General features: G+C 69.1%; 12 protein-coding genes and 1 tRNA gene. 10 read left to right on the forward strand and 3 right to left on the reverse strand.

Going from position 1 to position 13,949, the window contains the following annotated elements; translation table 11 throughout:
• The first annotated feature begins 5 nt into the window (after positions 1-5).
• From ABD256_RS18790 to ABD256_RS18810, 5 genes are all read left to right on the forward strand, one after another.
• The gene (locus ABD256_RS18790; protein ID WP_344419980.1) at positions 6-935 is read left to right on the forward strand and encodes an ABC transporter permease; all 930 of its coding nucleotides are present in this window, start codon (positions 6-8) and stop codon (positions 933-935) included.
• Entirely contained in the window at positions 928-1,890 is a 963-nt protein-coding gene (locus tag ABD256_RS18795; RefSeq protein WP_344419983.1) for an ABC transporter permease, read from the forward strand. Before ABD256_RS18790 ends, ABD256_RS18795 begins: the two co-directional genes overlap by 8 nt.
• Positions 1,891-1,905: 15 nt before the next feature.
• A complete protein-coding gene (locus ABD256_RS18800; protein WP_344419986.1) occupies positions 1,906-2,952 on the forward strand; it encodes an ABC transporter ATP-binding protein in 1,047 nt (348 codons plus the stop codon).
• Positions 2,945-3,940 (forward strand): ABC transporter ATP-binding protein, encoded by a 996-nt coding sequence (locus tag ABD256_RS18805; protein ID WP_344419989.1) that lies wholly within the window; start codon positions 2,945-2,947, stop codon positions 3,938-3,940. Before ABD256_RS18800 ends, ABD256_RS18805 begins: the two co-directional genes overlap by 8 nt.
• 75 nt (positions 3,941-4,015) lie before the next feature.
• Positions 4,016-5,740, forward strand: coding sequence for a S8 family serine peptidase (locus tag ABD256_RS18810; protein WP_344419992.1), 1,725 nt, complete (start codon positions 4,016-4,018; stop codon positions 5,738-5,740).
• A gap of 68 nt (positions 5,741-5,808) precedes the next feature.
• Here the strand turns inward: ABD256_RS18810 and ABD256_RS18815 are convergent, their stop codons facing one another.
• Complete coding sequence (locus ABD256_RS18815; protein ID WP_344420509.1) at positions 5,809-6,786, reverse strand: iron-siderophore ABC transporter substrate-binding protein; 978 nt, start codon at positions 6,784-6,786, stop codon at positions 5,809-5,811.
• A gap of 574 nt (positions 6,787-7,360) precedes the next feature.
• Complete coding sequence (locus tag ABD256_RS18820) at positions 7,361-8,845, reverse strand: S10 family peptidase (RefSeq protein ID WP_344419995.1); 1,485 nt, start codon at positions 8,843-8,845, stop codon at positions 7,361-7,363.
• A 30-nt stretch (positions 8,846-8,875) separates the two neighbouring features.
• On the opposite strand from ABD256_RS18820, the gene ABD256_RS18825 reads away from it, so the two are divergent.
• From ABD256_RS18825 to ABD256_RS18835, 3 genes are all read left to right on the forward strand, one after another.
• The gene (locus ABD256_RS18825; protein ID WP_344419997.1) at positions 8,876-9,589 is read left to right on the forward strand and encodes a uracil-DNA glycosylase; all 714 of its coding nucleotides are present in this window, start codon (positions 8,876-8,878) and stop codon (positions 9,587-9,589) included.
• 171 nt (positions 9,590-9,760) lie between these two features.
• On the forward strand, positions 9,761-11,086 hold the full coding sequence (locus ABD256_RS18830; protein WP_344420000.1) for an NAD(P)/FAD-dependent oxidoreductase: 1,326 nt from the start codon (positions 9,761-9,763) through the stop codon (positions 11,084-11,086).
• Between the two features lie 44 nt (positions 11,087-11,130).
• A tRNA-Leu gene (locus ABD256_RS18835) sits at positions 11,131-11,204 on the forward strand.
• 28 nt (positions 11,205-11,232) lie between these two features.
• Here the strand turns inward: ABD256_RS18835 and ABD256_RS18840 are convergent.
• Complete coding sequence (locus ABD256_RS18840) at positions 11,233-11,838, reverse strand: TetR/AcrR family transcriptional regulator (RefSeq protein WP_344420003.1); 606 nt, start codon at positions 11,836-11,838, stop codon at positions 11,233-11,235.
• Positions 11,839-11,917: 79 nt separating this feature from the next.
• On the opposite strand from ABD256_RS18840, the gene ABD256_RS18845 reads away from it, so the two are divergent.
• Together ABD256_RS18845 and ABD256_RS18850 are read left to right on the forward strand one after the other, a co-directional pair.
• Positions 11,918-12,886, forward strand: coding sequence for an alpha/beta hydrolase (locus ABD256_RS18845; RefSeq protein ID WP_344420006.1), 969 nt, complete (start codon positions 11,918-11,920; stop codon positions 12,884-12,886).
• Positions 12,887-12,905: 19 nt separating this feature from the next.
• Entirely contained in the window at positions 12,906-13,916 is a 1,011-nt protein-coding gene (locus tag ABD256_RS18850; protein ID WP_344420009.1) for a LysR family transcriptional regulator, read from the forward strand.
• Positions 13,917-13,949: the final 33 nt, after the last annotated feature.

The following is a 13,949-nucleotide window of genomic DNA, read 5'->3' on the forward strand; positions in this document are numbered from 1 at the left end:
CACCCATGGTTCGCTATGTTCTCCGGCGACTGCTGCAGTTGATCCCGGTCTTCCTCGGGGCCACCTTCCTGATCTACGCGCTCGTTTGGGCGCTCCCCGGTGATCCGTTCGCGGGAAAATGCGGTCAAACCGCCTGCCCCCAGTCCTTCGTCGACGTGATGACGGCGAAGTTCAACCTCAACGACAACATCTTCGTCCAGTACTTCAAGTACCTCGGGAACCTGTTCACCGGTGACTTCGGCGAGACGTTCTCCGGGAACAACATCGGCCAGATGATCGGTGACTCCTACCCGATCACGGTCCGGCTGGCGCTCATCGCGGTCGCCATCGAGGCCATCATCGGCGTCACCGCCGGCATCATCACGGGCCTCCGCGGCAACCCGTTCCTGGACAACCTCGTCCTCGTGGTCACCCTCGTCCTGATCGCGCTGCCGGTGTTCGTCACCGGTATCGTGCTGCAGCTCGTCCTCGGTGGTGACGGCCTCGGCCTCATCAACGCGAGCGTCTCGGCCGATCCGACGATCGGCGAACTGATCATCCCCGGTTTCGTGCTCGGGTCGCTTTCGATGGCCTACATCGCCAGGCTCACCAAGACGAACATCGCGGAGAACCGCCGTTCGGACTTCGTGCGCACGGCGATCGCCAAGGGACAGCCGAGGCGGCGCGTGGTGGGCATCCACCTGCTCCGCAACTCGGTGCTCCCCGTGCTGACCTTCCTCGGCACCGACATCGGTGCGCTGATGGGCGGCGCGATCGTCACCGAAGGCGTGTTCAACATCAACGGCATCGGCGGTCTGATCTTCCGGGGCGTCTCGGAGAAGGACGGCGCGACGGTCACCGGCATCGTGGTCCTGCTCGTGATCGTCTACCTCATGGTCAGCCTGATCGTCGACCTCCTGTACGCCGTTCTCGACCCGAGGATTCGTTATGACTGACCCCAGCTCGACGGCGATCCAGGCCGATTCCGGCGGCGCGGACGCGCTCGCCCACGCCGGCGGCAGTGGCGGCGACAAGGCGCAGAAGCCCCGCAGCCTGTGGGGCGACGCGTGGCGCGAGCTGCGCCGGAAGCCGACCTTCATCATCTCGGCCGTCCTGATCGTGGTGGTGGTGCTGATCGCGCTGTTCCCCGGCCTGTTCTCGGCGAGGGACGCGGCGTTCAGCGACCTGAACCACGTGAACGAGGCGCCCTCCGGCGACGCCTGGTTCGGCTACGACAACCAGGGCGCCGACGTCTACGCCCGCACGATCTACGGGACGCGGACCTCGCTGCTGGTCGGCCTGTTCGCGGCGCTGCTCACCGTGGTGATCGGCTCCCTGTTCGGCATCATCGCCGGGTTCTACGGCCGCATGGTGGACAGTGTGATCTCCCGGTTCGCCGACATCTTCGCGGCGATCCCGTTCGTGCTCGGCGCGATCGTCATCCTGACCACGTTCAACCCGCCCGGCTCCGATCCCGGCGCGTTCCGCGTGATCAGCCAGGTCGTCGCGTCGATCGCGGCGCTGTCGTGGCCGGTCGCGATGCGCATCATGCGCGCCTCGACCCTGCAGGCGAAACAGCTCGACTACGTGAAGGCGGCGCGAGGGCTCGGCGCCAGCACGGGCCGGATCATCTTCCGGCACCTGCTGCCGAACACCCTGTCCTCGGTGCTCGTCTACGGCACGATCGCGCTCGGCGCGTTCATCGGCGCCGAGGCGACACTGTCCTATTTGGGCATCGGTGTGCGCTCCCCGGTCGTGTCGTGGGGATCGCTGATCAACGACGCCAAGGACTACTTCCAGGCGGCGCCGCACATCCTGCTGTTCCCGGCCGGTTTCGTGACGGTGACCGTGCTGGCGTTCGTCATGCTCGGCGACGCGGTCCGCAGCGCCCTCGACCCCAAGTCCCGATAGGAGGAAGCCGGAGCAATGTCGACGGCGTATGACGGTTCCACCAGTGCGGTGGCCGATCCCAGGGGCTCCGAAGGCGCGGGCCCGCTGCTGGAGGTCTCCGACCTCCGTGTCGAATTCCGCGGCCGGGACGAGGTCGCGAAGGTGCTCAACGGCGTCTCGTACCACGTGGATGCCGGGGAAACCCTTGCCGTGCTGGGAGAATCCGGTTCGGGCAAGAGCGTGACCGCGCAGACGATCATGGGCATCCTCGACTCGCCGCCCGCGGCGGTCACCGGCGGCTCGGTGAAGTTCCACGGCGAGGAGATGCTGACCGCGGCCGAGTCGCGGCGCGTGGAGATCCGCGGCGAGGGCATCGCCATGGTGTTCCAGGACGCGCTGTCCTCGCTGAACCCCGTGTTCACCGTGGGCTGGCAGATCGAGGAGCAGCTCCGCGTCCGGCGGGGCATGAGCAAGGCGGACGCGCGCAAGCGCGCGGTCGAACTGCTCGACCTGGTGCGCATCCCCAATGCGAAGCGGCGGATCAAGGAGTACCCGCACCAGTTCTCCGGCGGGATGCGCCAGCGCGCGATGATCGCGATGTCGCTCGCGCTCGACCCGGAGCTGCTGATCGCGGACGAGCCGACCACCGCGCTCGACGTGACGGTGCAGGCCCAGATCATGGACCTGCTGGCCGAGCTGCGGCGCGAGCGCAACATGGGCATGATCCTGATCACCCACGACCTCGGCGTGGTGGCCGAGGTCGCGGACCGGATCGCGGTCATGTACGCGGGCCGGATCGTGGAGCAGGCCGACGTGCACGAGCTGTTCCGCAAGCCGGGGCACCCGTACACGAAGGCGCTGATGAACTCGATGCCGCGCCTCGACCTGAAGGGGCAGGCGCTGGAGACCATCGAGGGCCTCCCGCCGAGCCTCGCGCACATCCCGCCGGGGTGCCCGTTCAACCCGCGCTGCAAGCGGGCAGAGGACAAGTGCCGCACCGAACTCCCGCCGCTGCACAATCTGGGCCTCGGCCGGACGAGTGCGTGCCATTTCGCTGAAGAGGTTGTGGAAAGCCATGGCTGAGCCGATCCTCCACGTGGACAACGTGGTCAAGCACTTCCCGGTGCAGCAAGGGGTGTTGTTCAAGCGCACGATCGGCCACGTCAAGGCCGTCGACGGAGTCTCGTTCGATCTCGAGCGTGGTGAGACACTCGGCGTGGTCGGTGAATCCGGCTGCGGGAAGTCGACGCTCGCGCAGGTCCTGATGCGGCTCGAGGAGCCGACCTCGGGGGTCGCCGAGTTCGAGGGCAAGGACATCTTCAAGCTGCGCGGGCAGGAACTGCGGAAGTGGCGGCGCGACATCCAGATCGTGCTGCAGGACCCGTACACCTCGCTCAACCCGAGGATGACCGTCGGCGACATCATCGGCGAGCCGTTCGAGATCCACCCGGACGTCGCGCCGAAGGCCGATCGCGCCAAGCGGGTCCAGGACCTGCTGGCGACGGTGGGCCTGAACCCGGACTACATCAACCGGTACCCGCACCAGTTCTCCGGCGGCCAGCGCCAGCGCATCGGCATCGCCAGGGCGCTCGCGCTCAAGCCGAAGGTGATCATCTGCGACGAGCCGGTGTCCGCGCTCGACGTGTCGATCCAGGCGCAGGTGATGAACCTGCTCGGTGATCTGCAGAAGGAATTCGGACTGTCCTATGTGTTCATCGCACACGACCTGTCCGTTGTTCGTCACCTTTGCACCAGGGTCGCGGTGATGTATCTCGGAAAGATCGTGGAGATCGGCACCGAGGACGAGATTTACACCAGGCCATCGCATCCTTACACACAGGCACTGCTGTCCGCGGTGCCGATCGCCGATCCGGCGGTGCGCGGAACGCGGCAGCTCATCCGGCTCGAAGGCGACGTGCCGAGCCCGATGGATCCGCCGTCCGGCTGCCGTTTCCGCACCCGTTGCTGGAAGGCGCAGGACATCTGCGCCACCGAGACACCCGGTCTCGACAACCGCACCGGGCACCTGAGCGCGTGCCACTTCGCCGAAGAGAAATCGGTCGTTCCCTAACTTTGGTCGGAAGTGCCTATCTATTTCGGGCATATCTGACGTAGGTTATTGCCACCGTTTCTCCAGGAGGAGTCAGTGAAGAGATCCAGGATTCTCGCGGCCGTGTTCGCGGTACCGCTGATCGGCGGTATCGCCGCCGTTTCCGCGCCGACCGCGATCGCGCAGCCGCAGTTGTCGGGAGCCACCACCGAATTCACCGTGCTCGCCGCCGAGGGGCAGAGCGCCGCCTCGGCGGAGCAGGCGATCAGGGACGCGGGCGGCACGGTGGTGCACACCAACGCCGCGGTCGGCCTGATCACCGCGACCGCGCCCGCGGTCGGCTTCACCGAGCGGGTCTCGGCGAACCGCGCGGTGTTCGGCGCGGCCAAGGCGAAGGCCATCGGCCAGGCGCCGAAGGACCGCCAGGTCACCAAGCCGGACACGGTGGAGAAGGAAGCAGCGGGCCAGGGCGGCGCGTCGGCGAAGAAGGCGAAGCCCGTCGGGCTGGACCCTCTCGACGACAAGCTGTGGGGCCTGAAGTCGACCCGCTCGGACCTGGCCCGCACCAAGCAGGCCGGTGACAAGCGCGTCAAGGTCGGCATCATCGACACCGGCGTCGACGGTTCGCACCCGGATCTCGCGCCGAACTTCGACGCCGCCGACTCCCGCAACTTCGTCAAGGACATCCCCACCGACGAGAACGGCGCCGTCGTCGACGGGCCGTGCGAGTTCCGCGGCTGCGTCGACCCCGCCGACCACGACGACAACGGCCACGGCTCGCACGTCGCGGGCACGATCGCCGCGGCGGCCAACGGGTTCGGCGTCTCCGGTGTCGCACCGAACGTCACGCTCGTCAACATCCGCGCGGGGCAGGACTCGGGCAACTTCTTCCTGCAGCCCACGGTCGACGCGCTGACCTACGCCGGCGACGCCGGGATCGACGTGGTCAACATGTCGTACTACGTCGACCCGTGGCTCTACAACTGCAAGACGAACGCGGCCGACAGCCCGGCTCAGCAGCTCGAGCAGCGGACCATCATCGAGGCCGTCACCCGTGCGCTGAACTACGCGCACCGCAAGGGTGTCACCGAGGTCGCCGCGCTCGGCAACGAGCACTCCGACCTCGGCAAGCCTCCGTCCGACGCGACCAGCCCGAACTACCCGAGCAACAGCGCGCACCCGCGTCCCATCGACAACGGAAGCTGCTTCTCGCTGCCGGTCGAGGGCCCGCACGTGCTGGGCATCGGCTCCTTCGGGCCGTCGCAGGCGAAGGCCGACTACTCGAACTACGGCACCGAGCAGATCTCGGTGTCGGCGCCGGGTGGGTACGCCAGGGACTACTTCGGCACGGATCAGTTCAACGTCAACGAGAACAAGATCCTGTCGGTGTACGCGAAGAACGTGGCCGTCGCCAAGGGTGACGTCGACGCGGCGGGCAACGTGACCCCGCAGGGCGCCAAGCTGGGCGTGCAGAAGGCGGTCGCGAACGACGGGCGGGTCGGGTACTACCAGTACCTGCAGGGCACGTCGATGGCCACACCGCACGCCGTCGGTGTCGCCGCGCTGATCGTTTCGCAGTACGGCAAGCCTTCCCGCGGCGGTTTCGGGCTCGCCCCCGACGCCGTGCAGCGCGTGCTGGAAGGCACCGCGTCGAAGGTCTCCTGCCCGACGCCGAGGACGGTCGACTACCTGAAGGAAGGCCGGGACGCGTCGTTCACGGCGACCTGTGAGGGCACGCCGGACTTCAACGGCTTCTACGGCCACGGTGCCGTCGACGCCTGGTCCGCCGTGACCCACGGCGCGCCGTTCGTCCGCGGCTGATCCGTCGTTGCGCAAGTGAAGCGGCCCCCGGGTTCTCCCGGGGGCCGCTTTTCGCTTTGTCGTAAGCCTTACGAAGCGAGCTTCACCGGGGTGTTCGGGTCGCCGTCGATCGCGGCGGCGAGCTGCGGGACGAGCCGGTCGAGCTGGAAGGGCAGGCTGAGCACCGAAACGAACGAGGTCGCGTGCCCGTAGGGAGTGCCGTCCTCGACGAACACCTCCCGCTTCTCCTTCGCCACCTTCAGCCCGCTGTAGAGCCGGTCCGACGCGAGTTTCGCCTGGCCCTCCGCGGCCGTGCCGACCACCCAGATCAGCACGTCGCGATCGAGCAGGTCGGTGCGCTCGGCGCTGATGTTCGCGCCGAACTTGTCGCCGATCGCGGCATCGAGGTCCGCGGGCAGCTTGAAGCCGAGCGAGGTCAGCAGCCGTGAGCGCGGGTCCTGGCTGCCGTAGACGAAGTACCCGTCGTAGGTCGTCGCCATCAACGCGCCGGCGCCCTCGAACCTCGGGTTTTCCTTGCGCACCTTGGCGAACCGGTCCTCGACGCCCTGCACGAGCTTGGCCGCCTCCGCCTGCTTCCCGACGATCCGGCCGATCTGCTTCGTGGTCTCCTGCCACGGGATGCCGAAGTCGTTGTACTCCTTCGGCTGTGCCACCGTCGGCGCGATCCTGGCGAGCTTGTAGTAGCTCTCCTTCGTCATCCCCGAGTACAGGCCGATGATCACGTCGGGCCGCAGCGCCGCGATCTTTTCGAACTGCGGGCCGCTGGTGTCCTGCAGCACCTCCGGGACCGGCGCGCCGGCCAGCTTCGCGTCCGCCCACGGGCCGATCTCGCCGGGGAAGGCGCCGACCCACTTCGTCGTCGCCACCGGCACCACGCCGAGCGCGAGCAGCGAGTCCTGCTCGGTGAGGCCGACCGTGACCACCCGCTTCGGCGCGCGCTCGATCGTCGTCGAGCCGTACTTGTGGTCGATCGTGACCGGGTACGCGCCCAGCCCTTGCTGCCCGGAAGCCCGCTCTGGCGCGGACGAGCAGGCGGCGGTGGTCATGAGCGCGGCGGCGAGGGCCCCGGCGAGGATGCGGCGAATCACCCGCTCACCCTATAGGTAAGCCTTACCTATCCGGGGCGCCTCCGGTTGCTCGTGCCCTGGCTCGTGAATAAGCAGATTCGCCGGGCACAGCAAGATCGCCCCTCCAGCGGAGGCGCGCGCCCATATTTCACCCCTGGCAGGACGTCCCCACCAGGGGACACAGATGACTGAAGGCGTCCTTCCGGGAATCTGACGCCGCGATCTCGCCCCTCGTGGCGCGCGGCACGGTGTCGCGCATGCCCTGAAGGGCCCCTTCCAGGTCAGATTCCGTCAAGGGCCCCTTGAGGGCATGCGTGACGAGACCTCGCCTTGACCGGCATAGGACCATCCTTCACAGCGTGCGGCGCGCGCAATCGGCCCTTGCGAGGGGAGGATTCGCGGCGCTCATGCCCCTGAAGGCGTCCTTCCGGGAATCTGACGCCGCGATCTCGGCTTTCGCAACATGGCTCCGGCTGCCGATGTCCCGAAGGGAGCCTTCGGGGCATCGGCGTCCCTGAAGGTCACCTTCGGGGCATGGGGGAAGGCGGGCGGCCTACCGGTTCGAGGAGGACTGGACGAAGGCGGCCAGGTCCTTCGACTGCTGCACCCGTGAAGGTTCGTGGACGTACATCATGTGGCCTGCCGGGTAGTACGCCGACTCGATGTTCTCCCTCAGCTCCTCCGGGATGGCCAGCGCGGCCAGCACGTGCTCGGCGGCGAAGTACGGGGTCGCCCCGTCGTAGTGTCCGAACGCGACGTGCAGCTTCAGGTGCGGGTTCGCCCGCATCGCCGCGCTGAGCGCGCCGACCGCGGTCACCGGCCTGCCCTCGAAGTCCGAATAGGACCAGTTGCGCACGACGTCGAGCGAGAGGACCTGGTACGGCAGGTCGTTCTCGTAGCCGAGCTCCGTGCGGATGTAGTGGTTGAACGCGGCCGAATAGGCGCCGATGATGCGCGACACCGACGGGTCGTCGCTCATGTGCTCGCGGCCGCCGTCGGGCTCCCACGTGGTGAACCGGCCGTCCATCCGGCCGGTGACCAGGCCGCGGTCGCGCAGCAGCTCGGTGAAGAACCGGACGTGCTCGATGCGCAGGTTCACCCTGTCCACATAGGACTCGTCGAGCCCGGTGAGCGAAGCGAGCGTCTGCACGGCCTCGGTACGCGCTTCCGGGGAAAGGCGCGCGCCCTGCGCGAGCGCGTACGGCAGCTCGCGCGAGGCGAACTCCTCCGCGTCGGCGAGCACGTCGTCGAGCGGGCGGTCGCCGTGCAGGCCGTGGTAGTGCGCGATCGCGGCATAGGTCGGCACGAACAGCGAGTGGGCGAGGTCGTTGCCCTCGTGGAAGCGGATCGTGCCCATGTCGAGCACCGACGAGATGAGCATCAGCCCGTTCAGGTACAGCCCGCAGCGCTCCTGCAGGTGCCCGGCCAGCGCCGCGGCGCGCAGCGTGCCGTACGACTCGCCCGCGAGGTACTTCGGCGACAGCCACCGCTCGTTGCGCGACACCCACAGCCGGATCACCTCGCCGACGGACTCGATGTCGGGCGTGAAGCCGTGGTAGTCGGCGGGCTTCTCGCCCGTGGTGGCGCGCGAGTACCCCGTCGAAACCGGGTCGATGAACACCAGGTCGCTGTGCGCGAGGAGGGTCTCCGGGTTGTCCGCCAGCCGGTACGGCGGCGGCTCCGGCGAGTCGACGTCACCGGAGACCACGCGGCGCGGCCCCAGCAGCCCGAGGTGCAGCCAGACGCTCGACGCGCCGGGGCCGCCGTTGAACGCGAAGGTCACCGGCCGGGTCGTCGGGTCGGCGCCGTCCAGGGTGTACGCGGTGAGGAAGACCTCGGCCTTCGCCTGGTGCCCCTCGAACTTGCCGTCGGTGAGCACCTCCTTGCGCAGCACGATCCTGCCCGCCTCCGCGGTGTAGGCCAGCTTGCGGCGCTTCACGGTGATCGTGTGCTGGGTGGCGACCAGGTCGTCGGCGGGCTCCGCGCTGGTGGGCTCGGCGGCTTCGGGCTCGCCCTGCTCCTCTGCTTGCTCACTCATGGGACCAACCTACCGAGCACAATGCGTGTCGTGCCTCAACGACGCCTGCGCTCCCTCGCCGAACTCGACGAGGCCGTCACCACCTGCCGTGCCTGCCCGCGACTCGTCGAATGGCGGGAGCGGGTGGCCCGCGAGAAGCGCGCGGCCTTCGCGGACGAGACCTACTGGGGACGGCCGGTGCCCGGTTTCGGCCCGCACGACGCGTCGCTCGGCATCGTCGGTCTCGCCCCCGCCGCGCACGGGGCGAACCGCACCGGCCGCATGTTCACCGGCGACCGTTCGGGTGACGTCCTGTACCAGGCGCTCTACGACGTCGGGCTCGCGTCGCAGCCGACCGCCGTGTCGATCGGCGACGGGCTGACCCTGCGCGGCACCCGGATCATGTCGCCGGTGCGCTGCGCGCCGCCGCAGAACAAGCCCACCCCCGGCGAGCGCGACCGGTGCCGTCCGTGGCTCGCGCGGGAACTGGAGTTCCTGCGGCCGACCCTGCGCGCGATCGTCGTGCTGGGCGCCTTCGGCTGGCAGGCGCTGCTGCCCGTGCTCGCCGACGCGGGCTGGCCGGTCCCGAAGCCGCGGCCGTCGTTCGGCCACGGCGCGCACGTGCTCCTCGGCGACCTGCACCTGTTCGGGTGCTTCCACGTCTCGCAGCGGAACACCCAAACCGGCAAGCTGACTCCGGCCATGGTGCGCGAAGTGCTCGTCGACGCGGCCGCGGCGGCGGGGCTGCGGGACTGCGGGACTTAGGTCCCGCCACGACGCGACCGTTGATCCCTCGCGCGCCGGAGGGGTTCGGGCGGACCCTGGAGCAGGAAGGGACCCGGCCCCGGCTGAATCGGTGCTGAAGTAGCCGCGACGCTGGTCACAGCGGGATGGGGTCCCCGAGCGGTACCGCCAAAGGAATGGGAGCATGGAACCATGGCCGCAGCGAAGTCGGAACCGACACGGATCTTGGTTCTCGGTGGTGGGTACGTCGGTCTCTACACGGCGTTCGGGCTCCAGAAGATGCTCCGCGCCAACGAGGCCTCCGTCACCGTCGTCGACCCCCAGCCGCACATGACGTACCAGCCGTTCCTCCCGGAGGCGGCGGCCGGTGCGATCGAGCCGCGGCACGTGGTGGTGCCGCTGCGCCGCGTGCTCAAGCGGTGCCACGTGCTGACCGCGCGGGTCACCAAGATCGAACACGAGCGCAAGTCCGTGACCGTCGAAGCGGCCGACGGGCACATCGAGGCGCTCAACTACGACGTGCTCGTGGTGGCGCTCGGCGCCGTCGCCAGGATCCTGCCGATCCCCGGCCTCGCCGAGCAGGGCATCGCCTTCAAGACCATCGGCGAAGCGATCTACCTGCGCAACCACGTCATGACGAAGCTGGACGAGGCGGCCAGCACGCTCGACCCCGAACTGCGCAAGCGCCTGCTGACGTTCACCGTCGTCGGCGGCGGCTTCGCGGGCATCGAGGCGCTCGCCGAGCTCGAGGACATGACGCGGTTCGCCACCCAGTACTACGAAAACATCAACCCCGAGGACATCCGCTGGGTGCTCGTCGAGGCCGCCGGGCGGATCCTGCCCGAGGTGCGCGAGACCCTCGGCGTCTACACCGTCGAGCAGCTCGAGAAGCGCGGCATCGAGGTGTACCTCTCGACGGCGGCGAAGTCGTTCGAGAACGGGCACGTGGTGCTCTCGGACGGCACGGAGTTCGACACCGACACGATCATCTGGACCGCGGGCGTCAAGGCGAACCCGGTGCTCGGCAACTCGGACCTCCCGCTCGACAAGCGCGGCAGGCTGCAGGCCACCGCGGCGCTGCAGGTCGTCGGCAACCCGGACGTGTGGACCGCGGGTGACATCGCCGCCGTCCCGGACCTCTCGCGCACCGAGGCCGATCCCACGGCCACCTGCCCGCCGAACGCGCAGCACGCCGTCCGGCAGGCGCGCCACCTCGCGAAGAACATCATCAAGTCGATCCGCGGCGGGCAGCCGAAGGACTACTTCCACAAGAACCTCGGCGCCGTCGCCAGCCTCGGCCTGCACAAGGGCGTCGCGGACGCGCTGAACCTGAAGATCAAGGGCTTCCCGGCGTGGCTGTTCCACCGCGCCTACCACGTCAAGGCCATGCCCACCTTCAACCGCAAGGTCCGCATCGTCTTCGACTGGATGCTCGGCGGCCTCTTCCGTCGCGAGGTCGTCTCGCTCGGGCAGATCAACAACCCGAAGGAAGAGTTCACCCGCGCCACCAAATCCTGACCTTGCCGCACCGGGGCACCGGTCAGTCCCCTAGGCTGACCGGCGCCCCCGTAGCCCAACCGGCAGAGGCAGTCGACTTAAAATCGACAAAGTGCGGGTTCGAATCCCGTCGGGGGCACTCGATTCACGTGTCGGTGTTGTGTGCGTCAGGGCAGGCCGTCGCGTAGGGCTGTGAACAGGTGGTTCAGGCGCGTGCGGTGAGTCTTCAGCACGGTTTTCGTTGGGGTGCCTGCGATTCGGTGGCGGGCGGTTTCGGTCAGGACGGTGCTGTAGCCCGCGAGGAAGAACGCGGCCAGCAGTGTGCCGTCGCCGGTGAAGGCCGGGTCGTCATTCAGTTCTTCGGCCAGTTCCTGTTGAAGTTCGGCCGCGATGGTTCGTGCGTGCGACACGAGTGCGGGTGAGTTCGCGACCGTCTGGAAGAAGGGCGCGGAAGCGTCGGCGAGGCCGGAGAGCGGGTGCCGGGCGTCTAGGAGGCGGAAGCTCAGGTCTCGCAGGGACTCCAGTGCGTCGACGCCCGGTGCGCGGTCGCGGACGGCCGAGCGCAGCAGGTCCGCCGCGTCGGTCGCGCGGTCCAGGAAGAGGTCTTCCTTGCGCGGGAAGTGGTTGAAGACCGTCACGCTCGAAACCCCGGCTTCGCGCGCGATCTCGGAGACCGTGACGGCTTCGTACCCGCGCTCGACGAACAACCTGTTCGCGACCTCCAGGATCCGTGCGCGTGTCCGGGGGCCGCCGCGCTCGCTGGTCCGGGGCATGGATCCCACTTCCTTGTGTGACTAAATTTAGTCAGTTAATCTAGTGTGGAGGAACAGTTCGATCGAGGGGAGCCGAGTCATGAGCGAGCGTACTTTTCCCGCTCCGTCCACGGTCAGTGAGCAGGCGCGGGCCTGGCTCGCCTTCGACGGCGGTGAGCTGTCGTATCCGGCCGCCGGGGACACCGAGGCGTGGCTCGCGATGGCCGAGCGGGCGAATCGATCCACGGCCCAGCGGTTTCCGGTCTCCGAACTGCCGGTCCACGTCGAGGATCTCGACGCGGGCGGCGCCACCGTGTACGCCGCGAGACCGCACGAGGCCGGGGACGATCCGGTGTTCCTCTGGATGCACCCCGGAGGCCTCCTGGTCGGCGGTGGCGACGCGTGCCGCGCGACGACGGCCAGGACCGCCTTGTCCACCGGCATGCTCGTGTGGGGCGTGGACTACCGGCTGCCGCCGCTGCACCCGTACCCCGCCGCGCTCGACGACGCGCTCGCCGCCTACCGGCACCTGCTGCGGGACCGCGATCCGTCGCGGGTGTTCGTCGGCGGCGATTCCGCGGGCGGGAACATCGCGGCGGCCCTTCTGCTGCGCGCCAAGGACGCCGGGCTGCCGATGCCGGCGGCGCTGGTGCTCAACACCCCGCAGGTCGATCTCACCGAGGCCGGTGACACCTTCCAGACCCTGGCCGGGGTGGACAACGTGCTCCGCAGCCTGCGAGCGACGAACGCCCTCTACGCGGCGGGGGCCGATCTGCGGGATCCGTACCTGTCCCCGCTCTTCGGCGAACTGTCCGGCTTCCCGCCCGCGTTCCTCCGGAGCGGCACCCGCGACCTGTTCCTCTCGAACACCGTCCGGATGCACCGCGGACTGCGCGACGCCGGGGTGGCGGCCGAACTGCACGTGTTCGAAGCCATGCCGCACGGCGGTTTCGGGGGCGACACCCCGGAGGACCGGGAAGCCGCCGCCGAACAGCGCCGCTTCCTCGGCAAGCACGGCGCCTGGCCCGTGCCTACGAAAGTAGGGCAAAACTGTTGCCGGACCTCGTGAATCCCTACCATCGAAGTTCATGGAGCTGGACGCCCGGCATCTCAAAGTGGTTTGCGCCATCGCCGACGCGGGCAGCTTGAACAAGGCCGCGGCCAGGCTCGGGCTGTCCCAGCCGGCGCTGACCAGCCAGCTTCGCCGCGTCGAGCAGGTGCTGGGCGGTCCGCTGTTCATCCGCACCCGCCAGGGCGCCACGGCCACCAGCCTCGGCGAGTTCGTCGTGGCCAGGGCCAGGCCCGTGCTGGGCGTGCTCGACCGGCTGCGGGAGGACAGCATCGACCACTGCGGATCCGCCGGGGGCCGGCGGCCGCTGCGGTACGTCGCCACCCCGGGGCCCCTGGGCGCGGGGCTCCTCCGCGACCTCGAACGGCTGTGGCCGGGCGGAGCCACCTTGCGCACCGAGCCCGACGCCGCCGTCGCCGCGGAGATCACCGCCGACGGGCAGCAGGACCTCGCCGCCGTGGTCGTCTACCTGCCGCCGGGCACCGCGCTACCGGCCGGGCTGGAGAACCTGATCGTGGCCGAGGAGCCGGCGTTCGCCCTCGTCAGCGCTCGGCATCCGGCCGCGAGCAGGGCCGAGGACGGTATCGCGCTGGCAGAGCTGAGCGACGCTGCTTGGGCGTTGCCCCCGCCGTCGAGCAGCGGGCTGATGGCCGCCTTCGTCGAAGAGTGCTCGCGGGCGGGTTTCACCGCGCGGGTCCGCTACGAGGTCGAGGCGAGCGCGGCTCGCGAACTCATCGCGGCCGGGGACGCCGTCGGCCTCGGGCAGGCGACCTTCCACCCCACGGACAACATCGTCGCGGTCGCGCTGCGCGACGAACCCCTGCGCATCCGGCACCTGCTGCTGTGGCGCACCGCCAGCGCGATCGCCCCGATGATGCCCACGATCGCCCACCGGGCACGCGAGGCGTACCAGCGCGCGGTCGACCGCAGCCCGCACTACCTCGCCTGGCTGGCCAGGCCTCGCAGACCGCCGCGAGCGCACCGGCAGACCGCGGCCTCCCGCACCAGGGATCTGGCGCCGCAGGGCTGAAAACCGATTGTCCCGGTCGCGCCGGGGCACGGC

The organism is Amycolatopsis minnesotensis (assembly GCF_039529815.1).
Classification (GTDB): domain Bacteria; phylum Actinomycetota; class Actinomycetes; order Mycobacteriales; family Pseudonocardiaceae; genus Amycolatopsis; species Amycolatopsis minnesotensis.

Coding starts and splice junctions, on each gene's coding strand:
- ABD256_RS18790 (WP_344419980.1), top strand. CDS start 6: ATGGTTCGCTATGTTCTCCGGCGACTGCTGCAGTTGATCCCGGTCTTC.
- ABD256_RS18795 (WP_344419983.1), top strand. CDS start 928: ATGACTGACCCCAGCTCGACGGCGATCCAGGCCGATTCCGGCGGCGCG.
- ABD256_RS18800 (WP_344419986.1), top strand. CDS start 1,906: ATGTCGACGGCGTATGACGGTTCCACCAGTGCGGTGGCCGATCCCAGG.
- ABD256_RS18805 (WP_344419989.1), top strand. CDS start 2,945: ATGGCTGAGCCGATCCTCCACGTGGACAACGTGGTCAAGCACTTCCCG.
- ABD256_RS18815 (WP_344420509.1), bottom strand. CDS start 6,786: ATGACCACCGCCGCCTGCTCGTCCGCGCCAGAGCGGGCTTCCGGGCAG.
- ABD256_RS18820 (WP_344419995.1), bottom strand. CDS start 8,845: ATGAGTGAGCAAGCAGAGGAGCAGGGCGAGCCCGAAGCCGCCGAGCCC.
- ABD256_RS18830 (WP_344420000.1), top strand. CDS start 9,761: ATGGCCGCAGCGAAGTCGGAACCGACACGGATCTTGGTTCTCGGTGGT.
- ABD256_RS18840 (WP_344420003.1), bottom strand. CDS start 11,838: ATGCCCCGGACCAGCGAGCGCGGCGGCCCCCGGACACGCGCACGGATC.
- ABD256_RS18845 (WP_344420006.1), top strand. CDS start 11,918: ATGAGCGAGCGTACTTTTCCCGCTCCGTCCACGGTCAGTGAGCAGGCG.
- ABD256_RS18850 (WP_344420009.1), top strand. CDS start 12,906: ATGGAGCTGGACGCCCGGCATCTCAAAGTGGTTTGCGCCATCGCCGAC.